Source organism: Curtobacterium sp. MCLR17_059, from assembly GCF_003234665.1.
Lineage (GTDB): Bacteria > Actinomycetota > Actinomycetes > Actinomycetales > Microbacteriaceae > Curtobacterium > Curtobacterium flaccumfaciens.
Window position 1 is genome coordinate 140,986 of sequence record NZ_QKSU01000005.1, and the last position, 26,127, is coordinate 167,112.

20 protein-coding genes are annotated in these 26,127 nt (G+C 72.1%); 13 read left to right on the forward strand and 7 right to left on the reverse strand.

The window, feature by feature from the left end; genetic code table 11:
• Window positions 1–46 precede the first annotated feature (46 nt).
• The 3 genes from efeB to DEJ12_RS09140 all read right to left on the reverse strand — a co-directional run bounded on the left by efeB (window position 47) and on the right by DEJ12_RS09140 (window position 3,681).
• Complete coding sequence (gene efeB, locus DEJ12_RS09130) at window positions 47–1,486, reverse strand: iron uptake transporter deferrochelatase/peroxidase subunit (protein ID WP_258370592.1); 1,440 nt, start codon at window positions 1,484–1,486, stop codon at window positions 47–49.
• Window positions 1,483–2,676 carry an EfeM/EfeO family lipoprotein gene (locus DEJ12_RS09135; RefSeq protein WP_111029834.1) on the reverse strand — a complete coding sequence of 398 codons (1,194 nt, stop codon included), beginning with the start codon at window positions 2,674–2,676 and terminating at the stop codon, window positions 1,483–1,485. Before DEJ12_RS09135 ends, efeB begins: the two co-directional genes overlap by 4 nt.
• Window positions 2,677–2,883: 207 nt before the next feature.
• The gene (locus DEJ12_RS09140; protein ID WP_027464991.1) at window positions 2,884–3,681 is read right to left on the reverse strand and encodes an HAD-IIA family hydrolase; all 798 of its coding nucleotides are present in this window, start codon (window positions 3,679–3,681) and stop codon (window positions 2,884–2,886) included.
• A gap of 178 nt (window positions 3,682–3,859) precedes the next feature.
• Between DEJ12_RS09140 and DEJ12_RS09145 the strand changes: the two genes are divergently transcribed.
• Complete coding sequence (locus DEJ12_RS09145; RefSeq protein WP_181433139.1) at window positions 3,860–4,558, forward strand: TetR/AcrR family transcriptional regulator; 699 nt, start codon at window positions 3,860–3,862, stop codon at window positions 4,556–4,558.
• Between the two features lie 64 nt (window positions 4,559–4,622).
• On the forward strand, window positions 4,623–5,270 hold the full coding sequence (locus DEJ12_RS09150; protein WP_111029753.1) for a TrmH family RNA methyltransferase: 648 nt from the start codon (window positions 4,623–4,625) through the stop codon (window positions 5,268–5,270).
• 103 nt (window positions 5,271–5,373) lie between these two features.
• Here the strand turns inward: DEJ12_RS09150 and DEJ12_RS09155 are convergent, their stop codons facing one another.
• A complete protein-coding gene (locus tag DEJ12_RS09155) occupies window positions 5,374–6,363 on the reverse strand; it encodes a LacI family DNA-binding transcriptional regulator (protein WP_111029754.1) in 990 nt (329 codons plus the stop codon).
• A gap of 504 nt (window positions 6,364–6,867) precedes the next feature.
• Here DEJ12_RS09155 and DEJ12_RS09160 point away from each other — a divergent pair.
• The gene (locus tag DEJ12_RS09160; RefSeq protein ID WP_181433138.1) at window positions 6,868–7,506 is read left to right on the forward strand and encodes an endonuclease domain-containing protein; all 639 of its coding nucleotides are present in this window, start codon (window positions 6,868–6,870) and stop codon (window positions 7,504–7,506) included.
• A 113-nt stretch (window positions 7,507–7,619) separates the two neighbouring features.
• Here the strand turns inward: DEJ12_RS09160 and DEJ12_RS09165 are convergent, their stop codons facing one another.
• From DEJ12_RS09165 to DEJ12_RS09175, 3 genes are read right to left on the reverse strand one after another with little or no spacing between them, the layout of a single operon-like run.
• Complete coding sequence (locus DEJ12_RS09165) at window positions 7,620–9,854, reverse strand: YhgE/Pip domain-containing protein (protein WP_111029756.1); 2,235 nt, start codon at window positions 9,852–9,854, stop codon at window positions 7,620–7,622.
• Window positions 9,851–10,639, reverse strand: coding sequence for a hypothetical protein (locus DEJ12_RS09170; protein WP_111029757.1), 789 nt, complete (start codon window positions 10,637–10,639; stop codon window positions 9,851–9,853). Before DEJ12_RS09170 ends, DEJ12_RS09165 begins: the two co-directional genes overlap by 4 nt.
• A complete protein-coding gene (locus DEJ12_RS09175; RefSeq protein WP_111029758.1) occupies window positions 10,636–11,292 on the reverse strand; it encodes a TetR/AcrR family transcriptional regulator in 657 nt (218 codons plus the stop codon). The genes DEJ12_RS09170 and DEJ12_RS09175 overlap by 4 nt, the downstream gene beginning before the upstream one ends.
• 160 nt (window positions 11,293–11,452) lie before the next feature.
• Between DEJ12_RS09175 and DEJ12_RS09180 the strand changes: the two genes are divergently transcribed.
• From DEJ12_RS09180 to DEJ12_RS09235, 10 genes are all read left to right on the forward strand, one after another.
• A complete protein-coding gene (locus tag DEJ12_RS09180) occupies window positions 11,453–15,124 on the forward strand; it encodes a S8 family serine peptidase (protein ID WP_146245587.1) in 3,672 nt (1,223 codons plus the stop codon).
• A gap of 166 nt (window positions 15,125–15,290) precedes the next feature.
• Window positions 15,291–15,455 carry a hypothetical protein gene (locus DEJ12_RS18010; RefSeq protein ID WP_155896763.1) on the forward strand — a complete coding sequence of 55 codons (165 nt, stop codon included), beginning with the start codon at window positions 15,291–15,293 and terminating at the stop codon, window positions 15,453–15,455.
• Between the two features lie 393 nt (window positions 15,456–15,848).
• Entirely contained in the window at window positions 15,849–17,183 is a 1,335-nt protein-coding gene (locus DEJ12_RS09185; RefSeq protein WP_017886319.1) for an adenylosuccinate synthase, read from the forward strand.
• A gap of 2 nt (window positions 17,184–17,185) precedes the next feature.
• Window positions 17,186–17,743 (forward strand): low molecular weight phosphatase family protein, encoded by a 558-nt coding sequence (locus DEJ12_RS09190; RefSeq protein WP_111029760.1) that lies wholly within the window; start codon window positions 17,186–17,188, stop codon window positions 17,741–17,743.
• Between the two features lie 158 nt (window positions 17,744–17,901).
• Window positions 17,902–19,704 (forward strand): S8 family serine peptidase, encoded by a 1,803-nt coding sequence (locus DEJ12_RS09195; RefSeq protein WP_111029761.1) that lies wholly within the window; start codon window positions 17,902–17,904, stop codon window positions 19,702–19,704.
• Window positions 19,701–22,382 (forward strand): hypothetical protein, encoded by a 2,682-nt coding sequence (locus tag DEJ12_RS18015; RefSeq protein ID WP_181433137.1) that lies wholly within the window; start codon window positions 19,701–19,703, stop codon window positions 22,380–22,382. The genes DEJ12_RS09195 and DEJ12_RS18015 overlap by 4 nt, the downstream gene beginning before the upstream one ends.
• A gap of 109 nt (window positions 22,383–22,491) precedes the next feature.
• On the forward strand, window positions 22,492–22,983 hold the full coding sequence (locus DEJ12_RS09215; protein ID WP_111029765.1) for an SRPBCC family protein: 492 nt from the start codon (window positions 22,492–22,494) through the stop codon (window positions 22,981–22,983).
• Between the two features lie 188 nt (window positions 22,984–23,171).
• Window positions 23,172–24,146: a CPBP family intramembrane glutamic endopeptidase gene (locus DEJ12_RS09220; protein ID WP_111029835.1), complete on the forward strand. Its 975-nt coding sequence runs from the start codon at window positions 23,172–23,174 to the stop codon at window positions 24,144–24,146.
• On the forward strand, window positions 24,133–25,428 hold the full coding sequence (locus DEJ12_RS09230; protein WP_146245586.1) for a sensor histidine kinase: 1,296 nt from the start codon (window positions 24,133–24,135) through the stop codon (window positions 25,426–25,428). Before DEJ12_RS09220 ends, DEJ12_RS09230 begins: the two co-directional genes overlap by 14 nt.
• Complete coding sequence (locus DEJ12_RS09235) at window positions 25,425–26,096, forward strand: response regulator transcription factor (RefSeq protein WP_110892023.1); 672 nt, start codon at window positions 25,425–25,427, stop codon at window positions 26,094–26,096. Before DEJ12_RS09230 ends, DEJ12_RS09235 begins: the two co-directional genes overlap by 4 nt.
• Window positions 26,097–26,127: the final 31 nt, after the last annotated feature.

Sequence of the window (26,127 nt, forward strand, 5' to 3'; positions counted from 1 at the left end):
GCGGTGGGGCCCTGCGGCGGGCGGGCGCGTTCGAGCGACGGCCCGGTTAGGTCCGTGTGAGCAGCCGGCGGCCCAGCCAGTCGTCCGCGTGGCGGACCCCGGGCAGGGCGAAGTAGTAGCCGCCACCGACCGGCGACACGTAGTCGACGAGCGGTTCGTCGACCAGGCGCTTCTGCACGGCGACGAACTGCCGTTCCAGGTCGGCCTGGAAACACGCGAACAACAGGCCCATGTCGAGGTCGCCGTTCGTGTCGGTGCCGTTGTCGTAGTTGTACGGACGACGGAGCATCTGCTGCGCACGGGCCTCGGCGGTGCGCGGGTTCGCCAACCGGATGTGCGCGTCCATCTGGATGACGTCGCCGGTCGGGTCGTCCTGGTACCGGGGGTCGTCGAACTCACCGCTGCGGGTGAGCGGGGCACCGGAGTCGCGGTGCCGGCCGATCATGTTCTCCTGCTCGTGCAGCGAGACGCGGTCCCAGAACTCGACGAACATCCGGATGGTCCGCACGACGTGGTAGCTGCCCCCGGTGACCCAGTCGGGTTCGCCGTCCTGTCCGCCGCGGGTCCAGACCAGGTCGTCCATGACGCTGCGGTCCGCGGTGGACGGGTTGCCGGTGCCGTCCTTGAACCCGAGCAGGTTGCGCGGGGTGCCGGAGGGGCGCGGCGGGGACGCGAAGCCGTCCTGCCGCCAGCGCACCTGCATGCCGCCGCGGGTTGCCCGGGCGATGTCGCGGACGGCGTGCAGGACGGTGTCGGTGTTGTGCGCGCACACCTGCAGCAGCAGGTCGCCGTCCGAGATCGACCGGTCGAGGTCGTCGTTCGGGAAGTCCTCCATCGTCCGCAACCGCGCCGGGCGCTGCCCCGACAGGCCGTACCGGTGGTCGAAGAGCGAGGCACCGACGCTCGCGGTCACGGTGAGCCCGTCGGCCGCGACCTCCGGTCCGAGCACGCCGGAGTCGGCCGGCGGCGCGGTGATCCCGACGTCGGCAGGCGCGCCGCCGCGGGTGAGGAACCGTGCCCGCTCGGTGATCGTCCGGAGCAGGTCGGCGAGCTCCCCGCGGTCGGCCGTGGTCACGTCGAACGCCAGGAACGCCGACTGTCGCTGCGCGGGCGTGGTGATCCCGGCCTGGTGCGCACCGTGGAACGCGTACGAGGAACCGGGCGAGGCGTCGGCACCGCCTGTGGTCGCGGCGGCTGCCTGGAGGCCCGTCCCACCCCCGGCGGTCAGGCTCGCCGCCGCCGCGGCGGCTCCGGCACCTGCCCCGACCGCGCTGGTCAGGAACGCGCGGCGGCCGACGCCGCGGGTGGGGCCGGTCGGCGGCTGCTGGTCGCCCGGGGCACCGGCGGGACACGCGCTGCCGTCGGCGGACAGTCCGAGGCGGGCGTGCGCCTCGGTCATCCGTCGGTACGTCGCCGCGTCCATCCCGCGTGGGAGTTGCCGGCTCTGGAGGCTCTGCCGGCCCTGGCGCTGCGGTCGTTCGGTCACGAGGTCCTCCTCGGGTCGCAGATGGCGGCGACGGGGGCGAGTCGTTCGAGCGCAGCGTCGAGGTCGGCGTCGAGGTGCTCGCGGGCGGTGCGGTCGAGACCGTCGAGGGTGTCCCAGCTGCCGTCGGGCCGTCGGTGTGATTCCACGTCGGCGCGGAGGGTCGCCAGCGCGCGATCGGTGGCCCGGAGCCCCGGGTAGCGGGTCCGCAGGATCGACCGGAGCGGCTCGAGCGCGTGTTCCGTCCCGCTGGTGTTCGCGTCGATCGTCGCCAGTGCGGTGTGGCTGCCGGCGTCGGTGGCCCCGGTCGCCTCGTAGCGGAGTGCGTTCTCGAGGATCTCGTGCGAGCGCAGGCCGATGTCGAGCGGGTCGACCCGTTGGGTGGGGAACGTCCGGCGCAGGTGTGCGACGGCGGCGACCAGGGCGTCGGCGGGCGCGACGGCGCGACGGCTGGGCGCACCCGACCACAGCAGCGCCTCGACGCGGTGGAACCCGGTCAGGTGCGGGTCGTCGAGTGCGGTCCGTCCGGCTGCCGGGAGCCCGTTGATCGCGGTGTCGTCGTCGCCGAACGCACCGTAGGCGGCTCCGAGCTGCTCGTACTCGCGGTGCCCGGTCAGCCAGTCCCGCCGTGCAGCGCGGACGTCACCTGCACGGACGTCGGCGTCCAGCGCACGCACGTCGTCGAGCAGCGCCGGCAGGCGGCTCTGGATCCAGGCGCCGTACGACTTCGCGGCGGGGATCAGGTCGTCGCGGGTGACCGGGACGATCCCCGGGGTCTCGTCGCTGACGTGGGTGGCGCCGCGCAGGTGGACGACGGGTCCGGTGCTCGGGTTCGCGTCGGCGGGCAGGCAGCGGAACCGGTACTGGCCGCTCGGGAGTCGGACGCCGTAGTCGTGCGTCGCACCCGACCCCAGGCCCTCCGCGTCGAGGTAGACCGCGCCGTTCGTGGGGTCGACCAGCTGCACCTCGATCCCGGCGACGGAGGTGTTGTGGATCCGGAACGTCTGGGGGCCGGCGAGGGCGCGGTCCGGGCTCGCGGGCCACCCCGTCCCGCACGCGTCGGTGCCGGCCTGCACGGTGACCGCCGACGTCCACGGCGCCGGCGAGGGGACCAGGTGCGGGGCGACGATCGCGGTCCCCACGAGCGCCCCGAGCGCGCCGACGACCACTGCCGTCGTGGCACGAACCGACATCGGCACCGATGACCCCATCCTGTAGCAACTCACAGAAAACCCTGATCAGAGCCACTTTCGGCTCGACCAGGGCAACCATAGAGTCGCCCCAGGGGCAGTTTTCCCGTCGTTCACCGCAGGCCGGTTCTGTTCACCGGATCGTCATCGAGCGATCTGCGGCGAACGGGCGCACCCGGGCGGCGTGGGCCGCTCGAGCTAGAGCTCGAGCTAGAGCTCGACCTCGAACGGTTCGGTGCGCACGAGCTCGTGCACGCCGGAGATGACCTCGCTCGGGCGGAACGGGTACCGGTCGATCTCGGCCTGGTCGCTGATGCCCGTCATCACGAGCACGGTGTGCAGCCCCGCCTCGATGCCGGCCTGCACGTCGGTGTCCATGCGGTCGCCGATCATGCCGGTGTTCTCGGAGTGCGCGCCGATCCGGTTCATCGCAGAGCGGAACATCATCGGGTTCGGCTTGCCCACCACGTAGGGCTGCTTGCCGGTGGCCTTCTCGATCATCGCCGCGATGGCGCCGGTGGCCGGCAGGACCCCCTCGGCGCTCGGGCCGGTGGCGTCGGGGTTCGTCACGATGAAGCGGGCGCCGGCGCGGATGAGCCGGACGGCCTTCGTGATCGCCTCGAACGAGTAGTTGCGGGTCTCGCCGACGACGACGTAGTCGGGGGCGGTCTCGGTCATGATGAACCCTGCCTCGTGCAGGGCGGTCGTCATGCCGGCCTCACCGATCACGAACGCCGAACCGCCGGGCATCTGCGACTTGCAGAAGTCGGCCGTGGCGAGCGCACTCGTCCAGATCCGCTCCTCGGGCACGTGCAGGCCCGAGCCCCGCAGCCGGGCACTGAGGTCGCGCGGCGTGAAGATCGAGTTGTTCGTCAGCACGAGGAACTCGGTGCCGTCGTCGAGCCACTGCTGGATGAGTTCCGGCGCGCCCGGGAGTGCCTGGTTCTCGTGGACGAGCACGCCGTCCATGTCGGTCAGCCAGCACTCGACGTCGTCTCGGGTCGCCATGGCCCTCACCCTACTGCGCAGGGGTTCAGGCCCGGCTCGTGGCCGGCTCGGAAAGGGCCGGGAGGCCCGGGGCGGCTCTTGCGCGCTGCTCCGAGACCCGAGAAGGTCGAGACACCGAACCGCGGTCGGCTTTTGCCCTACGCTTTTCGGGACACGTACCGAATCAAGGAGGCCCCTCGTGCTCGTCGAACCCGGAACCCCGTCCGCCGCGCCCCGACCCACCCCGGTGTCGGAGACGGAGCTCGAGGTGACGCCGCGACGACGCCGAGGCCGCCCGAACGTGCTCTCCCGCGAGCAGGTGATCGACGCCGCCACGACCATCGCGAACGAGGACGGCCTCGACCGGCTGTCCTTCCGAGCCCTGGGCGTGCGGCTCGGGGTCGCCCCGATGACCGTGCACCGGACCATCGGCGGGCTGGACGACCTGCACGCCGAACTCGTCCGCCGCACCGTCGACGAGTTCACCGCCACCTTCGTCTGGCCGGACGAGTGGCACGCCGTCGTCCGCACCTTCGCCACGACGTTCCGTGACCTGATGCGCACCCACCCGCTCGTGCTCGAGTCGCACAGCCAGCGCGCCCCGCTCGCCTCGACCGAGTCCGACGCCGTCGTGGCGAAGGTCGTCGGTGCCCTGCAGGACGCCGGGCTGCCGCCGGCCGAGGCGATGTACACCTTCTTCGTCGTCTACGACTTCGTGGTCGGGCACGCCGGGGTGCAGGTCGGGCGCGGGGACTCCGAGGCCGGCCGCCCCGAGCGGCACCGGCTGGTGGGCGAGATCCTCGGCGAGCACTCCTACGACGACCGGTTCGCGCTCGGCCTCGACATCCTGATCGCCGGCATCGAGTCGCGCATCGCCCACGGGTCCGGCGCCGCCTGAGCCCGCGGCGCCGCCGGGCGCGGCCGTCGTCGGGCCGGTGCTGTGTGCGCCGTACGCTGGTCGGGTGACCACTGCGCCCGAACCGTCGCACGAGCTGACGACCAACGGGGTGGGGCCGCACCCGGAACCCTGGCCCGACGACCCGAGGCTCGACCCGGAGCTGCTGGCCGCGGGGGACTCCCGGAACGTGCTCGACCGCTACCGGTACTGGTCGATGGACGCGATCGTCGCCGAGCTCGACACCCGACGGCACGCGTTCGACGTGGCGATCGAGAACTGGCAGCACGACCTGAACATCGGGTCGATCGTGCGGAGCGCCAACGCCTTCCTCGCCGGCACCGTGCACATCATCGGACGACGCCGGTGGAACAAGCGCGGAGCGATGGTCACCGACCGGTACCAGCACGTCCGCTACCACCCAGACGTCGAGGCCTTCCTCGCCGCGATGGCCGAGGAACAGCGTCCTGTCGTCGCGATCGACAACACCACGGGTGCCGAGCGCATCGAGACCGCGACGATCCCGGAGCGCTGCGTGTTCCTGTTCGGGCAGGAGGGCCCCGGGCTGACCGAGCAGGCGGTCGCCGGTGCCGACGCACACCTCGAGATCACGCAGTTCGGGTCGACGCGGAGCATCAACGCCTCGGCGGCGGCCGCGATCGTCATGCACAGCTGGGTCGTCCAGCACGCGGAGTTGCCGGGCGCGACTTCCTGAGCAGGAATGGTCGGGTACGGGCCCTGGACCCGACCATTCCTGCTCACGAAGCGGGCGGGGCGGAGGCGGGGCGGGCCTCCAGGCCAGGGTCCGTGCTGCCGCGTCAGCGAGCGGCGGTGGTGCGGCGCGCGACCAGGCGGGGTTCGACGAGGAGTTCCGTGGCGGCGATCCGCGGATCGGCGATGCGGGCCAGCAGGCGCTCGCCGGCGCCGCGACCGATCTCGACACTGCGGTCGTCGATGCTCGTCAGGCCGACGTACCGCATCGCGGCCACCGGGGTGTCGTCGTAGCCGATGACGGAGACGTCCTCGGGGACGCGCAACCCGCGTTCGGCGAGTTCGGACAGCGCGCCGAGGGCCATCACGTCGTTCGCTGCGAAGACGGCCCTGACGTCCGGGTGCTCGTCGAGGAGCATGCCGAGGGCGCGGGAACCGGCCTCTTCGGTGGGTTCACCCGGCAGCACCGTCGTGACGACAGAGGCGCGTGCTGCTGCGGCCTGCTCGAACCCGGCCTGGCGTTCGGCCGAAGCAGCCGAGCTCGCACCGACGAACCCGAGGCGGGTGTGGCCGAGGTCGAGCAGGTGCTGCGCCGCGATGCCGCCACCGGCGTGGTCGTCGTTCGCCACGGTGTCGGCACGGGGGATCGCGACCCGGCCGCCGGCGATCACGAGCGGCATCGAGGCGGGGATCGCGAGGTCGGTGGTGGGCTCGCCGGCGATCACGATGCCCTCGACGCGCATGGAGAGGAAGCCCTCGACCGGAGAGGCATCGAGCCCCGTGTTGAGGAACCGGTCGGCGACCACGAGCCGGTGCCCCTGGTCCTGCAGGCTCTCGCGCAGACCGGTCAGCAGGTCCACGAACCACTGGTTGCGGAAGTCGTCGAGGACCACGCCGATGGTGCGGCTGCGCGTGCCGGCGAGGGAGACCGCTGCGGTGGAGGGGCGGTAGTCGAGCTCCTGGATCGCCTTGAGCACGGCGGCCCGGCGCTGCTCGCTGACCCGGGGGGAGCGCTGCAGCACGAGGGAGACGAGGGACTTCGAGACCCCGGCGCGTGCGGCGACGTCGTAGATGGTCGCGGGCTTGCCGTCTCCCATGATGCGCTTCGACCTCCGTTGGCTCGTGCGTCGATCGTAGCGGTTGACGTGACATGGGCCGGCGGGTGGGGTGGGGCGTCGAGTGAGCAGAAGACGACGGGTCTCGAACAGCCACTCGTCGTCTTCTGCTCATTCCCTTGGGTTCGCGAGTCCTCCACAGCGGAGGCACGGTGCCGGTTCTGCACGGAACTCCGGTTCGGTGAGCGGGGCGTCGGCGCGGGGCGCGAGCGTGTCGGCATGCGACCACGACCACTCCCTCCGGCGCTGCGAGGCCGGGCCTTCGACATCGGCGCGGCTGATCGAGCCGGAGTTCCCCGACAACGACTCCAGCGGAAGGACCTGACGTGCCCGACGCGATCGATCCGATGGCCCCGGGACCGACCACCCGATCCGATCCGCCGCATCCAGGCACTGCGGCCGGTCCTGTTGCCCGGACAGTTCGTCAGCCACACCTCTGCGGGGGTGTTGTGGGGTCTGCCGGTGCCGTGCGGCCCTGACGCACCGGTGCACATCACCAGCGTGCACCCGCAGGCGCAGCCCCGGCGCGTCGGCGTGGTCGGGCACCGTGTGGCTGCTGACCGGGTGAGCACCCAGCAGCGCTGGGGTGTTCCGTCCAGCAGCCCCGCGGCGCTGTGGGTGGAGTGCGGGGGCCTGCTCGGACTCGATGAGCTCGTCGTCCTGGGTGACGCCATCGTCACGTCGCGGGCGTGCGCGACCGCGCTGGAGGACCTCGCCGCCGCGCTCGCCGGGGCGGGGAATCGTCGTGGCGTGCGGAAGCTGCGCGTGGCACTCGAGCTCGTGCGGGTGGGGGCCGGGTCGCCACAGGAGACCCGAGCGCGGCTGGCGATCGTCCGCGCGGGGCTGCCCGAGCCCGAACTGCAGGTCGACGTGCTGGACGAAGCCGGTCGGTTCGTCGGCCGCGTCGACCTGGCCTACCCGGAGCACCGCATCGTCATCGAGTACGAGGGTGACCACCACCGGACCGACGCCGAGCAGTGGGGCCGTGACCTCCGCCGCTACCGCGAGATGGAACGACTCGGCTGGGCAGTCGTCCGGTGGACCAAGTCCGACCTGACGCTGCACCGGTCAGCCGCAGTGGCGCACCTGCAGACGCTCCTTGCACGCGGAGGTCGCGTCGAGTGAGCAGAAGACGACGGGTCGCTATTGCACACCCGTCGTCTTCTGCTCACTCGATGTCGCGGGCGGCCCTGCGCGCGAGCGTCCCGCGCGCGAGCGCCCGCGCCCGCGCCGCCGCGCTACCCGATCAGGCTCGGGCGCAGGTCGCGCAGCGTGCGGGAGCGGGTCTGCCTCGCCGTGACCACGAACGACACCAGGAGCGCCCCGAGCAGCCAGCAGAGCAGCACGCCCGCGTCCGACCACGCGGCGCCGAGGTTCCCGCCGTACATCGTCTGCCGGATCGCGTCGACCGAGTACGTCATCGGCAGCGCGAAGTGCAGCGCCGCCAACGGCCCCGGCAGCGTCTGCCACGGGAACGTCCCGCCGGCGGTGACGAGCTGCACGAGCATGAGCACCAGGCCGAGGAACTGCCCCACCGATCCGAGCAGCACGTTGAGCGCCATGATGATCGCCGCGAAGGTCGCCGAGGCCAGCACCATGATCCCGATCGTGCCGCCGACGTGCACCACGTTCAGGTCGAGGGCGAAGCGCACGATGAAGAACAGCGCCACCATCTGCACCAGGCCGAGGAGTGCCGGGGTCAGCCAGCCGCCGAACACCACGGCGAGGGGCTTCCGTACCGCCGTGATCGCACGCTTCGAGATCGGCTTGAGGATGAGGAACAGCGCGTACATGCCGATCCAGGCCGCGAGCGAGATGAAGAACGGCGCGAGGCCGGCACCGTAGTTCGACGCGGCGGCGACGTTGTCGTCCCCGACCTTGACCGGGTCGGAGATGACCGAGGCCTGCGACGCACGCTCCGAGGCGTTCGACGCCGGGATCTTCGTGCGGCCCTCGTCGAGCGACGACGCGAGCTTCGACGAGCCGGTCGTGAGCTTGTCCAACCCCGATGCGAGCGACGAAGCGCCCTGGTCGGCGGTCTTCGCACCGGTCGCGAGCTGGGACGCACCCGACGACAGGGTCGGAGCGGCCGAGGCCAGCTTCGACGTGCCGTCGGCCACCTTCGAAGCCCCCGACGAGAGCGTCGAGGCGCCCGTGGCCGCGTCCGCGATCCCGGACGACAGCTCCGGAGCCTTCGCGGCGAGCTTGCCGGTGCCGGCGGCGAGCGTGTCCGAGCCGTCGGAGAGCTGCTGGATGCCGCTCGTGAGCGCCGGGGCCTGCTCGGCGAGCTGTGAGGCGCCCGCGGACACCTGCGCGCTGCCGGTCTTGAGCTTCTGCAGGTCGCCGGACAGGTCGCCGGCACCGGTACCGAGCTTGGTGCTGCCGGCCTGCAGGTCGTCGAGCCCGGCGAGCAGCCGGGTCTTCTGTTCCTCGGAGAGCACCGTGGAGGCTTGGACGACGGGCTTCAGCGACGCGACGAGTTCCGGCGATTGCGCAGAGAGCTGCTGGACGCCCGCGATGAACGGTGCGGCCTCGTCGGCCAGCGTGGCGTTCCCGGCGGCGACCTGCGACGCACCAGTGGACAGGCGCGCAGAGTCGGAGGGAAGCGAAGCCGTCTGGTCACGGAGCTGGTGCAGCCCGGACTGCAGCTGCTGCGCCCCACTGTCCAACTGCTGCGTCTGCGACGGCAGCGCCGCCGTCTGCTGCTGCGCGCTGGCCAGCCCGGACGCCAGGGTCGACGCCCCCGACGCCACCTGCTGCGCTCCGCTGTTCAGCTGCTGGGTCTGCGACGGCAGGTCGGCCGTGCCGGACGCGAGATCCGCCGCACCGGACGACAGCTTGCCGGTGCCGTCCGCGAGCGTGTGCGCACCACGGTCCGCCTTCTTGGTCCCGGAAGCGAGCTCATCGGCACCGTCGACGGCGTCGCCGAGGCTGTCGCGGACGTCGGCGAGCCCGACGAGCAGGGTCTTCGCCGCCTGCTTGCCGACACGCTCGGCGACGGCGGTGCGCATGGTCTTGCCCGCCTGTTCGGCGATGGTCGAGGCCAGGTACGAGTTGGTGTCGGCCGTCGTCATGACGAGCTTCGCCTGCGTGGGGTCGTCGGACTGCGCGGACACCAGGTGCTCGGAGAAGTCGTGCGGGATGGTGACGACGAAGTCGTAGGTGCCGTTCCGGACGCCGGAGCGGGCGTCGGCGGCGCTGGTCTTCGTCCACTTGAAGTCGGCGCCGTCGATGGCCTCCTTCGTGACGTCCTTGCCGTAGTCGACGTGGTCGCCGTCCAGCGTGGCGCCGGCGTCGAGGTTCACGATCGCGGCGGGGATCTGGTCGAGCTTCGCGTACGGGTCGCGGTTCGCCCACAGGTAGGCGCCGCCGTAGAGCAGCGGCACGATCATCAGCGCGATGAACGCCAGGCGTGCGAGCGGGGTCGCGGTGAGCCGCGCGAGTTCTGCGCGGACGAGCGAGGTGGTGGTCACTTCTGTGCCTCCGTCGGGACGGTTGCGGATGCTTCGGTGACGGAAGGAGCGGCCGGGAGGCCCGGCTCGGTTCCGTCGGTTCGGGCCACGTCCTCGGGGTCCTCGGTCTGGGGCGTCGCGAGCGTCGCGACGTCGTCGTGCGTTTCGACGCCGTCGTGCGTGTCGACGCCGTCGTGCGTGTCGATCGTGTCGAGCAGGTGCTCGACGGTGGTGGCAGCGGCCTTCGAGGTCACGAGGACCACGGGCACGCCCCGTCGTGCGACGTCGCGGACCACCTGGAACCAGTCCTCGACGGCGCCGCCGTGCCGCTCGGGCGAGGTGATCACGATGCCGGTCACACCGTCGCGGAGCAGGGCGAGTTCGACCAGCAGCCGGACGCGCACGACGGTCGGCACCCGCTGCACGGCGGTGTCGACGTAGTCCCGCAGACCGAGCTCGTCGAGCACGGTGTCGACGTGCTCGCGGTTCGGGCGCTGCCCGGCGAACGCGAGCTCCTCGCGCACGATCTGCTTGAGGGTCATGACGGGGAAGGGCTCGGCGACCCCGGGGGTGTCCACGAGCGCGAACGAGCGGCGGACGGCTGCCGGGTCCTCGTGCCCGTCGAGCAGCAGGCGGCCGGTGTCGGGCTGCATGCGGCCACCGGCGACGAGTGACGCGAGCACGGGTGCCTGCTCGGTCTCGACGGCGAGGACCCCGGGGCGTCCAGGGGCGGCGACGGCGGAGACGACGGGCAGGGGTGCGCCGGGCTCCTCGCCGATGCCGACGTGGTCGAGTTCGAGCGTCATGCGTGGTCCTTCGGGGCAGGAGTGGGAGCGGGAGCAGCGGGTTCGGAGAGCAGTGCCGTGCGCCAGTCGATGCCGGCCATGCCCAGCGCCGACACCACGACCATGCGCCGTCCGTCCTCGTCGCTCGTGCCGGAACGGGTGGCCTCGTCGAGGACGGCGATGCACGCACCCTCGACCAGACGGCCGAGCGTCTCGGGGTCGACGTCGTCCCGCATGGCACCGTCGGCGATCCCGAGCGCGCACGCCTGGCGCACCTGCGAGCGCAGCGGCGCGAACACCTCGGCGACGGGTTCGGCGAACGGGCTGCGCACGGCGACCCGGGCCATCGAGCGGACGTGCGACACCTCGGTCCAGAGCGTCACCGCGATGGCGGCGAGGCGTGCGGCCGGCGGGAGCTCCTGCAGGTCCGATGCGGTGGGCATGGCTGCGGCGATCCGGGCCGCGCCGGCCGTCACGACCTCGCGCACCAGGTCGTCGCGGGAGGGGAAGTGTCCGTACACCGCACGGCGCGAGAGTCCCGCAGCCGCGGCGATCGTCTCGATCGAGGCGTCCGGGTCCTGCTGCAGACAGGTCTTCGCCGCGTCGAGGAGGGCTGCCCGGTTCTCCGTGGCGTCGCGGCGGGGCGCGCGGGAGGGCTGCTCGGTGGTGGTCACGCACCCCATCGTAATAACGTGCACACGGGTGTGCAACTTAACAGGTTCGGCCCCCCGGACGAGGGGGGTCCCCCAAAGTGCGGACTGTCTTCCCTGAGAACGAACGCATAGCTTCACAGGAATCTCATGCGAACCACGGACTGAGCCAGGAGTGCCCTCTTTGAACCGTGCAACACCGAACACCGACCCGAACCCAACCCCCCATCGCTTCACCCGCGTCCTGACCGCCGGCATCGCCGTCGCGGCCCTCGCGTGTGGCGGTCTCGCAGTCGGGGGCGCGGCCTCCGCAGCTCCGGCCGGGATCTCGGTGGCCGACCTCAAGCTCTCCGCCCCGCTCCGTGACGCCAAGCCGACGAAGACCGTCGCCGCGTTCGTGCGCACGACCGGCCAGGGTGCCCTCGAAGTGGACGCCAAGGCGAAGGGTGGGGACCTGACGAAGTCACGGACCCAGTCCTCCGCGGCCAAGAACCGCGTCGAGGCGATCCAGTCGACCGTCGCCGCGGTGCGGTCGGCCGTCAAGCGCGCCGACGCCGACGCGACCGAGCTCTACTCGACCGAGTACACCGTCCCGGGCGTCGCGGTCGTCGCCGACGTCGACGCGTTCCGGAAGATCGCGGAGCGCTCCGACGTCGAGAGCATCATCCCGCTCACGCCGAAGAAGATCGTCGAGCCGACGGTCAACGAGAACGCCGACGCCGCTCCCTCGGGTGTCGACCCCAGCCTGGTCCAGCCCGGTGCCGACGGCGTCGCGCCGAAGAACGCCGCGAGCGACGTCTACACGCGCTCGCTCAACGCCTGGCAGCAGACCGGCCACACCGGCAAGGACGTCAACGTCGCCGTCCTCGACACCGGTCTCGACTACACGCAGGCCGACTTCGGCGGCCCCGGCACCACCGAGGCGTACCAGCAGGCCCTGGCGAACGCGAGCGGCGGCGCCCCGGACCCCAGCCTGTACGACGCGTCGAAGTTCCTCGGCGGGTACGACTTCGCCGGTGCGACCTACAACGCCGACCCGACGGACCCGGACGCCTACGACCCGGTGCCGGCTCCCGACGACAACCCGATCGACGGCAAGGGCGGCGACCACGGCACGCACGTGTCCGGCTCGATCGCCGGCTACGGCCTGACCGCCGACAAGCAGCAGTTCGACGGCGACTACACCAAGCTCACCACGCAGCAGGTGCAGGACATGTGGATCGGTCCGGGCACCGCGCCCGAGGCCGGCCTGTACGCCCTGAAGGTCTTCGGTGACAACGGTGGCTCGACCGACGTCACCGGTGCCGCGCTCGACTGGGTGGGCCAGGCGCTCACCGAGGGCAAGGACATCAACGTCCTGAACCTGTCGCTCGGCTCCGACTACGGCGCACCGGACGACCCCGACAACGCCAAGATCGACGCACTGACCGCTCGCGGCGTGCTCCCCGTGATCGCCTCGGGCAACGCCGACGACTTCACCGACATCGGTGGTTCGCCGGGCAACGCCGAGGGCGCGCTCACCGTCGCCGCGAGCGCCACCGGCCAGTCGCTCTACGACGGCGTGCAGGTCACCGCACCGGCCGACGTCGCGAAGACCTACCGCTCGCAGTACTCGTCCAACTTCAAGGGCACCCTGCCGGTCGAGGGCGACGTCGTCGTCCCGACCGCGAACATCGACGGCTGTGCCGCGTTCAGCGCCGCCGACGCCGCGAAGATCAAGGGCAAGGTCGTCTGGCTGAAGTGGACGGACGCCGCGCTCGAGTGCGGTTCCCTCGTGCGCTTCGGCAACGTCGAGGCCGCTGGCGGCGTCGGCGTCCTGCTGGCGGGCACGCTCGACACGTTCGAATCCGGCATCGGTGGCAACGCGACCATCCCGGGTGCCGAGCTGACCGCGAAGAGCGTGGCGAGCCTCCAGGCCACCGCCAAGGCGGGGACCCTGCACGTGCGCTTCGCGGACGAGCTCAAGGGCTTCGAGGTCGCCATCGAGGCGGACGCCGTGAACACGCTCGCGTCGTTCACCAGCCGTGGTGTGCACGGATCGTTCGACGACATCGTCAAGCCGGACATCGCCGGCCCCGGGGTCAACGTGATCTCCGCGGCCAACGGCACCGGTGACGGCCGCATGTCGATGAGCGGTACCTCCATGGCCACGCCGGACGTCGCGGGCATCGCGGCGCTGACGTTCCAGTCGCACCCGACCTGGTCCGCCCCGCAGGTCAAGGCGGCCCTGATGAACACGGCGACGCACGACGTGAAGGACGGCAACCGTTCGGCCACCCTGCTCCGCCAGGGCACCGGTCGCGTGGACGCACTGCAGGCGGTCACCGCCGGCACCACGGTCCGCAGCGCCGAGAACGACCAGCTCGTCACCGCGTCGTTCGGCGTCGTCGAGGTCGCGAGCGGGACGAGCGAGACCCGCACCCTGCAGATCGACAACACCGACAGCACGGCGCACACGTACAACGTGTCGTACCAGCCGCAGGTGTCGCAGCCGGGTGTGACCTTCGCGCTCAGCTCGAAGCAGGTCACGGTGCCCGCCAACGGCACCGCGTCGGTCACGCTGACGTTCTCGGTCGCCGACGCGACGAAGCTCCGCCGGGTCATCGACCCGACCCAGGAGGCCGTCCAGCAGGGCTACCAGCGCGAGTTCGTGGCCGCCGCTTCCGGCATCGTGGCGTTCGCGCCGACCGACAGCTCGCTCAACCCGATGCGCCTCGGGGCCTACGTGGCCCCGAAGCCCGTCAGCGCGGTGCGGGCACGGACCACGGTCTCGTTCACGGGACCGGGCAAGTCGGCCGAGCTGACGCTCAAGGGCCGCACGCTCGACCAGGGCGGACTGACGACCGGCTACCACGCCGCCGTCGCTCCGTTCGTGCTCGGCGGCACCGACCCGGCCGAGGCGTTCCCCGAGGGTTCGGCGACGCGCTCGCTGCAGGCGGCCGACGTCCGTTCCTACGGTGCGTCGTACGACAAGTCGTCGGGAACCCTGGCGTTCGGCGTGCAGACCGCCGGTCCGGACGCGAACCCGGGCGCCGTGACCAACGTCGAGGTCCTCATCGACACGGACCGTGACGGCGAGCCCGACTTCCTGGTGTACAACGCGAAGTCGGCTGCCGTGGACGCCACGTTCGCCACGACGGTCGACTTGGCGAAGGCCGCCCTGGACGACCCGGACGTCGACCCCGTCGTCGACGTCCAGCCGCTCAACGGCGGTGCGCCCGGACAGGACGTGAACACCTTCGACAGCTCCGTGAAGGTGCTGACCGTCGCTGCGAAGGCCATCGGTTCGTCGAAGAAGTTCGACTACACGGTGCTGACGGAGTCGGCCTACGCCCCGGGTGCTGCCACCAGCGGTTCCTCGGTCGTGGACGAGACGAAGACGGCCACGTTCGACCCGTCGAAGCCGAAGCTGTCGTTCTCGCAGGACGGCACCTCCGGCGTGCTGTTCGCCGACGCAGACTCGCTCACGGTCACCCGTGCCTCGGGTGTCACCAAGGCGACGGTGCTGCTGCTCCACCTCGACAACGCGGCGGGCAAGCAGGCCGACACGTCGACGATCAACGTGGTCCCGCCGAAGCTCGCGCTGGCGAAGGGGAGCAAGGTCACGCTGAGCGGGACGGCGAAGGTCGGCTCGACCCTCACCGCGAAGCACGGTACGTGGAGCACGACGAAGGCGACCTACAAGTACCAGTGGCTGCGTGACGGCAAGGTCGTCAAGTCGGCAACGGGTACCAAGTACAAGCTCGGCTCGTCCGACGTCGGGCACCGCGTCAGCGTGCAGGTGACGGCCCACGCCTCGGGGTACAAGGACGGCACGGCCAAGTCCGGGGCGACCGCGAAGGTCACGCGCCGCTAGGACAGGGTGCGCGCGGTTCACGCGCCACATGGTGAGCAGAAGAGGTCGGGTCCCGAGGGGGGATCCGACCTCTTCTGCTCACCAAGCACGGGGCACCCCACCCCGCGAACGCGTGTTCGGGACAGGTAGTTAGACAAACTAGTGAAGTGGTGCCACTGTTTGTCCCATGCAGAACACGCTGAACCAGCTCCGGTCCAACCCGGTCGAGTGGCGCCGTCGTGGACTCACTCCGCCGGACGTCATCCAGGCCATGATCGAGCAGCGCCTGGCCGAGCCGGGGCACTCCCAGCCCGTCGGTGACCCGTCGTACCAGGACTTCTTCCGGAGCTGATCCGGGGTCGGCCGGGTGGCTCGGGACGCACCGGCAGACAGACGGGAGGCGCGGTGCCAGCTGGCACCCCTCCCTCGCAGGCTCGGTCGGCGCGCCCCGCGCAACGCTTCGCGTCGCCGCTGAGCGGAACGCGCCCGTCTGTCCGCCGGTGACGTCTCGGACGTCACTTGCCGATCTTGCCGTCGGCCGCGTCCTCGGCCTTGCCGATCTGGACGCGTCCGACCGTGCTCCGACAGATCCGGACGGACATCCAGGTGCGCTCCATGTGGACAAGCGACCCGCCGTCCACAGGACGTCACAGCGGGTGACGCGCAGGTGACCAGCCGATAGACTCGGGTGGACCACCGGCCCGGACGGCCGTGTGCGGTCCTCCGCCAACGTGAGGAGAACCAGATGCCCGCAGCAGTCATCATCGGAGCCCAGTGGGGCGACGAGGGCAAGGGGAAGGCCACCGACCTCCTCGGCTCCCGCATCGACTACGTCGTGAAGTTCAACGGCGGCAACAACGCCGGCCACACCGTCGTCGTCGGCGGCGAGAAGTACGCCCTGCACCTGCTGCCCTCCGGCATCCTGACGCCCGGCGTGACCCCGATCATCGGCAACGGCGTCGTCGTCGACCTCGAGGTGCTGTTCCAGGAGCTCGACGCCCTGCGCGCCCGCGGCGTCGACGTCTCGAAGCTGCTCGTGTCGGCCAACGCGCACGTCATCACGCACTACCACCGCACCGTCGACAAGGTGACCGAGCGGTTCCTGGGCAAGCGCCAGATCGGCACCACCGGTCGCGGTATCGGCCCGACCTACGCCGACAAGATCAACCGCGTCGGGATCCGGATCCAGGACATCTTCGACGAGAACATCCTGCGCCAGAAGGTCGAGGCAGCGCTCGACCAAAAGAACCACCTGCTGGTCAAGGTCTTCAACCGCCGCGCGATCGACCCGGAAGAAGTCGTCGAGTCGCTGCTGTCCTTCGCCGAGCGCCTGCGCCCGATGGTCGCCGACACCGCCCTCGAGATCCACCGTGCCCTGGAGCGTGGCGAGACCGTCCTGTTCGAAGCCGGCCAGGCCACGATGCTCGACGTCGACCACGGCACCTACCCGTTCGTCACCTCGTCGTCCGCGACCGCCGGTGGCGCCGCGACCGGTTCCGGCATCGGCCCGGGCAAGCTCGAGCGGATCATCGGCATCGTCAAGGCGTACACGACCCGCGTCGGCGCCGGTCCGTTCCCGACCGAGCTGTTCGACGAGTCGGGCGAGTTCCTGCGCGCCAACGGCTTCGAGTTCGGCACCACCACCGGCCGCCCGCGCCGCTGTGGCTGGTACGACGCCCCGATCGCCCGCTACACGGCACGCATCAACGGTGTGACCGACTTCGTGCTCACCAAGCTCGACGTCCTGACCGGGCTCGAGACGATCCCGGTGTGCGTCGCGTACGAGGTCGACGGCGTCCGCGTCGACGAGGTCCCGGTCAACCAGTCCGACTTCCACCACGCGAAGCCGGTGTACCAGGAGTTCCCCGGCTGGACCGAGGACATCACCGGAGCCCGCACCTTCGACGACCTGCCGAAGAACGCGCAGGACTACGTCCTGGCGATCGAGGCGATGTCCGGCGCACGGATCTCCGCGATCGGTGTCGGCCCCGGCCGTGACGCCATCGTCGTGCGGCACGACCTGCTCGGCGACGACGAGCGTGCCGACCAGCGCGCCGGCGAACGCACCGACGCAGCGTGACGATGCGGATCCTGTTCGTCTGCAGCGGCAACATCTGCCGGTCGCCGCTCGGCGCGCAGGTCCTGACGGCACGACTCGGCCCGGACGCCCCCGCGTTCGTGGTCGAGTCGGCCGGCACCATCGCCGACGACGGTGCCGCGATGGACGCCGCCGCGGCGGAGCAGTCCGTCCGGCTCGGGGGCGACCCGTCGGCCCACCGGTCGCGGTACCTGACGGCCGAGATCGTCGAGCGCGCCGACCTGGTGCTGACCGCCGAACGATCGCACCGTGCAGCCGCCGTCTCCCTGGCGCCCCGGGCTTCCAAGCGGACGTTCACGATCAAGCAGTTCGCGCGGGTGCTCGCCGGCCTCGAGCCCGGTGACCTGGCCGACGTGACGACCCCGCAGGAGCTCGTGGAGCGCGTCGCCCGGCTGCGCGGCACGGTCTCGCCGCCCGCCGACCCGGCCGACGACGACGTGGACGACCCCTACCGTCGCTCGACGGCGACGCACCAGCGCGTGGCCGACGAGGTCGACGTGGCCCTGACGGGCATCGCGGACGCATTGCGCGCCGTGGTCTGACCCCCTGACGGACAGGAGGCCCGGTGTCAGCTGACACCGGGCCTCCTGTTTGTCTGGACTGCTCGTGTCCTGCGAGTGATAACGATTCTCAGTTGCATGTAAGGTCGCTGTGGCAGCGCGCAGCGCTGCGTCCCCGCCTCTCAGCAGACCAGGAACCCATGCGTCCACGCTTCCTCATCGGTGCGCTCGCGCTCGCCGTGATCATCCCAGGCGCGCTCCTCGTGCGCCCCGCACCGCCCTCGCCCGACCGACCGCTCGCGGACTCCGTCCCCGCCTGGACCGCACACGCGGAGCGCGGCGACCCGGTGACCGTCGACGAGTTGTCCCTCACCGTCCTCCTCGACCCCGTGCACCTCGACCGCGCCCCGGCCGTGGCGACCTGGTTGCGCGGTGCCGGGCTCCACGTCGGCCCCGTCGAGCGCTCGATCGTGTCCCTGCCCGTTCGCGGGACGGCCGCGCGCATCGCGGACGCCTTCCACACCTCCTTCGCGCGGTGGGACGTCGCCGGACAGAGCGCCGTGGCACCGGTCCGCGCCCTCGCCGTGCCACGCGGGCTGACCGCCGTCGTCGGCGTGTCCGGAGCCGTTGACTCCGACGCCGTCCGACCGACCGAGACGACCACTGCAGCAGCGGTGGCACCCACCCCGGCACCGGGTGAGACCGTCCCGCGACCGCCGGTCCTGGCCGACGACGGACAGTGCGCAGCATGGTGGGGCGAGCGCCTCACGACGGACTGGCCCGCATCGGTGCCGGTCACGCACCGATCGAACGCGCTGTGCGGGTACCAGCCGGCCCAGTTGCGCGAGGTCCACGACGTGCCGGCCGGGTACACCGGACGCGGCGCGACCATCGCGATCGTCGCCGCCTACGACGACCCCGACGTCGAAGCGAACACGGACACCTACTTCCGGGCGGCGGGCGCCCAGCCGTTCCGCTCGGGGCAGTACCAGCACCACGCTCCGGCGTCGCCGGACACCTCCCGCTGCGGCGGGCCGCAGAGCTGGACAGAGGAGCAGCACCTCGACGTGCAGGCGGTGCACGCGATGGCCCCCGACGCCGACATCGAGTACTGGGGTGCCGACGACTGCAGCACCACCTCGTTGTTCTCGCGGATCCTCGACGTCGTCGAACACGGCAGTGCGGACGTCATCAGCCTGTCGTTCGGGTCCACCGAGGACCTGGACACCGCGGACGACCGGACGCTGCTGAACCGGGTGCTCGTCGAGGCGGGGGCCCGGGGCATCTCGGTGTTCGCGTCCTCCGGCAACGACGGCGACAACAGCGCCGTCGGTGACCACGACTCCGGCCCCGACGTGTCGTCGCCGGCGTCCAGCCCGTACGTGACCGCGGTCGGAGCGACCAGCACCGGGCTCGCACATGACGGTTCCGTCGCGGTCGAGGCTGGTTGGGAGACCGAGACCCGCTTCGCGCGCAACGGTGCCCTCATCCCGCCGGGCTTCGCGTACGGCGCCGGCGGCGGCCAGTCCGACGTCTACGACCGACCGACGTGGCAGCGCCAGCTGCTCGACGAACCGGGGACCGGGCGACTCGTCCCCGACGTCGCGTCGATCGGCGACCCCAACACCGGCTTCGTCGTGTACGGGCCACACAAGGGCGTGACCGGCTACGTCACGCACGGCGGCACGAGTCTGGCGACCCCGATGGTCGCCTCGATGGTCGCCATGGCCAAGGCCGCCACGGGGGTCCGGATCGGGCTCGTCACGCCGATGCTCTACGAGATGCTCGGGACCGACGCCGTCCGCGACGTCCGCCCCGCTTCCGCTGCCACCTGGTCGCCGCGCGGGCCCGATGCCGGAGCGCTGTGGCCCGAGACCCTGTTCCTCTGGGACACCGGTCGGCAGGGACTCCGGTCCGCACCCGGCTGGGACGACGTGACCGGGGTCGGCGTCCCCGCCGGCCGCGCCTTCTTCACCGCGTTCGCCGAGGAGGCCCGCCGATGACCGATCGTCCACGCACCACTTCCGTCATCGCGCTCGCGGCCTCGGCGCTGCTCGGCATCGGCCTCGTGGTGCCCATGCTCGCGCTGCCGGCCAGCGCGGACACCGCGGCCGACGGCGCCACCCTCGCCGCCGCGTCGGGCGTCGAACTGACCGACATCGACGGTGGCACGCTCACCGCACCGACCCCGGCCGTGCGCTGGGACTCGGGCGACCCGACGGTGGCCCGGGTCGACACGACGCAGGACGTCCTGAAGCTCAACACCACCCGCACGAGCGGTCTGCGCTCGGAGGCCGGCCCGGACGGGGCGACCTCGACGATCGCGAGCGGGGAGTTCACCCTGCGCGATCGTCCCCCCGTCGTGTTCACCGGACTCCGCGCCGCGTGCACTCCCGGCGGTACCCCCGCGGTGTCGTTCGACCGCCTGACCATCGACGGCGACGACGTCACCACCGAGGCCACCGCGACGCCCGGGTGGAGCCGCGACCTGCCGGAGTCCCGTTACGGCGCCACCAAGGTCGTCGTCGGCAGCACCACGACGGCCGCCGACGGCACCACGACGACGGTCGCGCTCCGCATCGACGCCGAAGCCGGTGCCTCCGAGATCTGGCGCGTCCGTGCCGGATCGGTCTCCTGCGCGGCGGGTGACCGCTGGCCGGCACCCACCCCGACGCCGACGCCGACGCCGACGCCCACCCCGACCCCGGCTCCGACGCCTGATCCCGCGCCGCAGCCGACCCCGGCCCACGGCGACGCCCTGGCCACCCGGAGCGTCAGCGGTGTGCAGGTGACTGCCCCGGACGGAACCGTGCTCATCGACGGGCAGCCCACGGTGACCGGCGTCGCGAAGCGCACCGCCGACCGGGTCGACGCTGCCGACGGTTCCCCGTCGACCGCACGTGGGGTCACCGTCTCGACTGCGGCGGACGGTACTTCGGACGTGCACCTCGACTCGTTCGAGCAGATCCCCGACCGGGCCTCGGACCCGGTCGCGGAGTACCGCTGGCCAGCGCTGCGCGTGTACGGCCTCGACGCCCACCTCACGCCAGAGGGGACGATGACCGTGGACTTCGCGAACGAGTCGAACGCGGTGTTCGTCAACGGGGTGTGGATCAACACCGCCACCGACCTGTACACCGGCGTCGACGCTGACGGCAAGGAGCGGGTCAGCGTGGCCTTCGGGGAGCGCACGGTGCACGCGGACGGTAGCACGACCCTGACCGCGCTGCACTACCGCGACCTGACGGGGGCGCACCCAGACGTGCGGCTCGGCGCCGTCACGATCCCGGCGAGGGCGAGCAGCCCGACGGACGCTCGGGTCACCGCCGCCTTCGGGGTGGGCGTCCGGGGGACGGGCGGTACGGCGCTGGTCGCCCCGCAGCCGCGGGTCACCAGTGCCGGGGAACACCGTTCCGCCGCCCGCATCGACGCGATCGCCGACTACCCCGCCCGTGCAACCGACGTCACGGCGGCGATCGGGGACGACGGCGACACCGCGACCATCTCGGTCGGGCACTTCGAGCAGATCCCGGACGAGGCCACCGACCCCGTCGCCGCCTACCGCTGGCCGGCACTCCGCGTGAACGGATTGCACGCCGAGGTGACGGCGGCCGGCACGATGACGGTCTCCTTCGACGACGAGTCGAACGCCGTGTTCGTGAACGGGGTGTGGATCAACACCGCCACCGACCTGTACACGGGGCTCGCCCCGGACGGGACCGAACGGGTCCGCGTCCACCTCGGCGAACGGACCGAGAAACCGGACGGGACCGTCACGCTCACGGCGCTCCGCTACGAGGACCTGACCGGGACGCACCCCGACGTGCTGCTCGGCCAGGTGACGTTGGCGGCGGCGCAGCCCGCCCCGGACCCGACCCCGGGCGGGGGCGGCACCACGCCGACACCGGAGCCGCACGACCCGGCCATCGCACGCTGGCATGCCTTCGGGCTCCGGGCATCCGGACCGAGCGACGTCCCGGCGCAACCCGTCGCTGCGCCCGCCGCCGACGGCACCACCGTGACCGAGCGGGCGGACCAGGTCGGGGACGGCGCCACCGGACAGCTGCGTGTCGACGGGGTCACGGTGCGGTCGGCGAGTGACCGCGGCGAGGTCCGACTCGAACGGGTCGTCCTCTACCCGGGCACGAGCATCGCCGGCGAGCTCCGTGACGTCCGTGTCCGGGTGACCCACGGCGGTGCCACCGTGACGACCGCGGGTGGGCGGATCGCGGGCACCACCATCCCGGCGGGCACGATCCGGGCGAACACCCGGATCGCCCTGCCCGGCGGGCTGGGGAAGGTCGTGCTCAACGAGCAGCGGACCCGCGGGCGGGACCGGACCGTCACCGCGCTGCACCTGAGCGACCCCGCCGGGTTGGCAGCCGACGTGTCGGCAGCGGTGGTCACCACGGCAAAGGTCGATCCGCCCGCGAACGGCGGGAATGGCGGGCAGGGCGGCGGCAGCGCAGCCGGAGGCCCGGGCAACGAAGCGGCTCCCGGTGCCCTGACGCCGGACGGCACGAGCCCGGCCGGTACGAGCGGTACGAGCGGCATCGGGACGGGCAGCGGAGACCTCGCGTTCACCGGTGCCTCGCTCCTGCCGGGCCTCATCGCGGCGGTGCTCCTGCTCGGTGCGGGTACCGCGATGGTGGCGCTGCGGCGTCGACGGCGCGTGCGCTGACCGCAGGCCCGCGGGATCGCGGGACGTCAGGCCCGGTGCCGGTCGGCACCGGGCCTGACGTCCGCCGCGTGGGGGAGGCCCGCGCGACCGCCACGTGCGAGGATGACTCATGCCCGTCGTCGAGTCCCGCTGCGTCATCCCGGTCGAGCCCGACGTGGCGTTCGCCGTCTCGCAGACACAGGGAGCGATCCGGAAGCGGTGGGACCCCTTCATCCGCCGCCAGCACCTGATGGACGGTGCGACCGTGCCGGCGAAGGGCGTCCGGACGTACACGGTGCAACGGTTCGGGTTGGCGATGGAGAGCGAGTACGTCTCGTACCACCCGCCGTCGAACGTGGGGATGAAGATGACGAAGGGCTCGTGGTTCTTCGAGCGGATGGGCGGAGGATGGCGCTTCCAGGCGGCTGAGGGGCACCCCGGGCACACACTCGCGGTCTGGCGCTACAACTTCACCTGCCGGCCGAAGTGGCTCGCGCCGATCGCCGAGCGCATCGGCGTGCTGGTGCTGCAGCGGGACATCGACCGGCGCATCCTGGGGTTCGCCCGCGGCTGCGAGGACCCCGTCGTCCTGGCCCACGTGGCCGCACAGCGCGCTGCCTGACCGGACCCGCGAGACGCCGGCGTCCTGCGGGCCGAGCCGGTTCGGAAGACGCCGTCGTCGAGCGATGACGACGGCGTGTTCATGAGTGCCGAACTGACCGACCGGCACTTGCATCCTTCGATGGAACTCCGGCAGGTGCATCCCGAAGCCGGTCGTCCCCGAGCGCCCCGTTTCCTAGCGTCGTGTACATGACGAACACCACCGAAGTCCGGCCCACCGCCGGCACCGCAGCCCGCGACCGAGGGGGTGTCCGCGGCCTCATCGCCCGGCACCCGCTCGTGTCCTTCTTCACCATGGCACTCGGCCTGAGCTGGCTCGCGTGGGTGCCGTACATCCTGTCCCCGCACGGCATGGGCGTGTGGGACATCCACTTCCCCGAGGTCCTGGGCAGCGGACAGTTCACGGGCGTCCTGCCCGGTGCGCTCCTCGGCCCGCTGGGCAGCGCGTTCATCGTCACCGCGGTCGCCGACGGTCGCTCGGGGCTCCGCCGCTGGGTGGGACGGCTGTTCCGCTGGCGGGTCGCCTGGTACTGGTACGCGCTGGCGCTCGTCGTCGTGCCGGCCCTGATCGTCGTGTCCGCGCTGCCGTTCGCCGGTGGTGACGTGCGGGCCCCCTCGGCCCTGGCCTTCGCCATGCTCGTCCCCGGACTGATCATCCAGCTGTTCTCGACCGGCCTGAGCGAGGAGCCCGGCTGGCGCGACTTCGCCCTGCCCCGTCTGCAGCACCGCTTCGGGGGCCTCGGCGCCGCCGCGATCCTCGGCCCGATCTGGGCGCTCTGGCACATGCCGCTGTACTTCAGCGACTGGGGCGGCTGGCCGAACGCGCACTGGAGCGAGCCCGTCGTGTTCGCCCTGTTCACCATCACCTTCAACGTCGTGATGATCCAGGTCTTCAACAAGACCCGCGAGAGCCTGCCCCTGGCCCTGCTGCTGCACGTCGGCGTGAACAACACGATCTCGACGCTGTTCCCCGAGATGTACCCGAGCATGACCGCCGGCACGCTGATGATCGGCCTGACGATCATGTCGACGATCGCCGCCGTGGTGCTGCTCGCTGTGACCCGTGGCCGCCTGGGCTACGACCCCGCCCGACGCGCCCTGCCCCTCGACGCACCGGTCCCCACCCGCGCCCGCCTCGTAGGATCCAACGATGGCACCCGCTGAGCACGACGCGCTGCGCGCCCGCCGCGTCGACGTCTTCGTCGCCCTCGGCACGGCCGCCGTCGCCCTCGGGCTGCTGCTCGGCCTGCCGCCCCTGGACAGCCTCGAACCGGACGGCCCCGCCCTGGCACTGGGGGTCCCTGCAGTGTTCTCGGCCGCCTGGACCGTCTTGGCCCTCGGCCTGCTGGCCCAGTCGGCCGCCCTGCTCGCCGCCCGTCGGGCGCCGCGCACCGTCCTGATCGTGGTCGCCGCCCTGCCGGTGGTGGTCGCGGCGCTCGCCCCGCAGTCCTCCGACCTGTTCGGCCTCACCGCACTGCCCGTGGTCGTCGCCGTCGTCCTCGCCGTGCTCCGTGTCCCGCTGGCCCGCCTCTGGTCGACACTCGTGGTCGCCGCTGCCCTGGTGGCAGCCGGCAATGTGGTGCTGGCGGTCACCGGTGACACGACGGCCGCCGTGTCCGGCTCGCTCGGGCAGGGCGTGCTGCAGGCGATCGGCGCGGTCGGCCTGCCCCTGCTGGTCACCCTGCTCGTGCAGTCCCGCCGCGAGGTCCGCGTCGCCCGCACCGCCGAGGCCAGCGCCGTGAACCGGGAGCAGGACGCCCTGGTCGACGCCGCGGTGTCCCGCGAACGTGCCACGATGGCCCGTGAGCTCCACGACATCGCCGCCCACCACCTGTCCGGCATCGCCCTGATGGCCGCCGTCATCGACCGGCAGATCGACGCGGACCCGGAGCGTGCCCACGAGGGTGCCCGCCAGGTCCGCGAGCAGAGCACCGCCGTGCTCGAGGACCTCCGCCGCCTGGTCGGCCTGCTCCGCGACGACGCCCCTGCCGAGCGCGCCGTCGAGACGGTGGCCGGCATCGTCGACCTGGCCGAACGCGCCCGGTTCCGCAGCGACGTCCGGCTCGACGTGCTGCCGGGGGACCGCCCGCTGGCCGACGGCGTCGGCCCGCTCGCGCAGCTCGCCGCCTACCGCACCGTCCAGGAGGCACTGGCCAACGCCGCCCTGCACGCCCCGTCCGCCCCGTGCACCGTCACCATCGACGACCGCGACGTGACCCGGGTGGTGATCCGGGTGGAGAACGCACCGGCCACCGTGCCGGCAGCGGGGACGTCTCCCTCGGGCGGCAACGGCCTGCGGGGGATGCGCGAGCGGGCAGACCTGGTCGGGGCGCGCCTCCAGACCGGCCCGACCGCGACCGGCGGATGGCTGGTGGAGCTGGCGCTCGGCCGGGAGGCACCTGCCGCGCCCACGCAGGCCGCCGACGGCCCCGCGGTGGTCGCGTGATCCGCGTGCTGGTCGCGGACGACCAGCCCCTGGTCCGCGCCGGGGTGTCCGCGCTCCTCGGTGCGGAGCCGGACATCGAGGTGGTCGGCGTGGCCGCCGACGGCGGCGAGGCGCTCGCGCTGGCGCGCGAGACGCGACCCGACGTCGCCTGCCTGGACATCCGGATGCCGGTGATGAACGGCATCGAACTCGCCCGGATCTTCTGCGCACCGGACGCCGATCCGGCGATCCCCGCGCTCATGCTGACGACGTTCGACCTGGACGACTACGTGTTCGGGGCGCTCGAGGCGGGGGCTTCCGGGTTCCTGCTCAAGGACGCCGAGCCGGACACCATCGTCGACGCCGTGCGGCAGGTCGCCGCCGGCAACGGCACGCTCGACCAGGCCCTGACCCGGCGGGTGCTGCGGGAGTTCGTGTCGCGGCGGAGCCTGCAGCCGGTCTCCGGCGACCGGGCCGACGGTGTGCTGACCGCCCGCGAGCGCGAGGTGCTCCTGCTGCTGGCGCAAGGGATGTCGAACGAGGAGATCGCCGCAGCCCTGGTGCTCGAGGTCTCGACCGTCAAGTCGCACCTGGCGCGGATGCTGCCGAAGCTCGGGGTGCGGTCGCGGCTGCAGGCCGTGGTGTGGGCCTACCAGAACCGGATCGTGACGGTGCCGGAGCAGCCGTAGCGGGCCCGGTGTCAGCCCGCGGGCTGCGGCG

Excerpts from the sequence above, each read along its gene's own strand:
- DEJ12_RS09135 (WP_111029834.1), bottom strand. The coding sequence starts at position 2,676 with ATGTCGGTTCGTGCCACGACGGCAGTGGTCGTCGGCGCGCTCGGGGCG.
- DEJ12_RS09140 (WP_027464991.1), bottom strand. The coding sequence starts at position 3,681 with ATGGCGACCCGAGACGACGTCGAGTGCTGGCTGACCGACATGGACGGC.
- DEJ12_RS09155 (WP_111029754.1), bottom strand. The coding sequence starts at position 6,363 with ATGGGAGACGGCAAGCCCGCGACCATCTACGACGTCGCCGCACGCGCC.
- DEJ12_RS09170 (WP_111029757.1), bottom strand. The coding sequence starts at position 10,639 with ATGACGCTCGAACTCGACCACGTCGGCATCGGCGAGGAGCCCGGCGCA.
- DEJ12_RS18010 (WP_155896763.1), top strand. The coding sequence starts at position 15,291 with ATGCAGAACACGCTGAACCAGCTCCGGTCCAACCCGGTCGAGTGGCGC.
- DEJ12_RS09185 (WP_017886319.1), top strand. The coding sequence starts at position 15,849 with ATGCCCGCAGCAGTCATCATCGGAGCCCAGTGGGGCGACGAGGGCAAG.
- DEJ12_RS09190 (WP_111029760.1), top strand. The coding sequence starts at position 17,186 with ATGCGGATCCTGTTCGTCTGCAGCGGCAACATCTGCCGGTCGCCGCTC.
- DEJ12_RS09195 (WP_111029761.1), top strand. The coding sequence starts at position 17,902 with ATGCGTCCACGCTTCCTCATCGGTGCGCTCGCGCTCGCCGTGATCATC.
- DEJ12_RS18015 (WP_181433137.1), top strand. The coding sequence starts at position 19,701 with ATGACCGATCGTCCACGCACCACTTCCGTCATCGCGCTCGCGGCCTCG.
- DEJ12_RS09215 (WP_111029765.1), top strand. The coding sequence starts at position 22,492 with ATGCCCGTCGTCGAGTCCCGCTGCGTCATCCCGGTCGAGCCCGACGTG.
- DEJ12_RS09220 (WP_111029835.1), top strand. The coding sequence starts at position 23,172 with ATGACGAACACCACCGAAGTCCGGCCCACCGCCGGCACCGCAGCCCGC.
- DEJ12_RS09230 (WP_146245586.1), top strand. The coding sequence starts at position 24,133 with ATGGCACCCGCTGAGCACGACGCGCTGCGCGCCCGCCGCGTCGACGTC.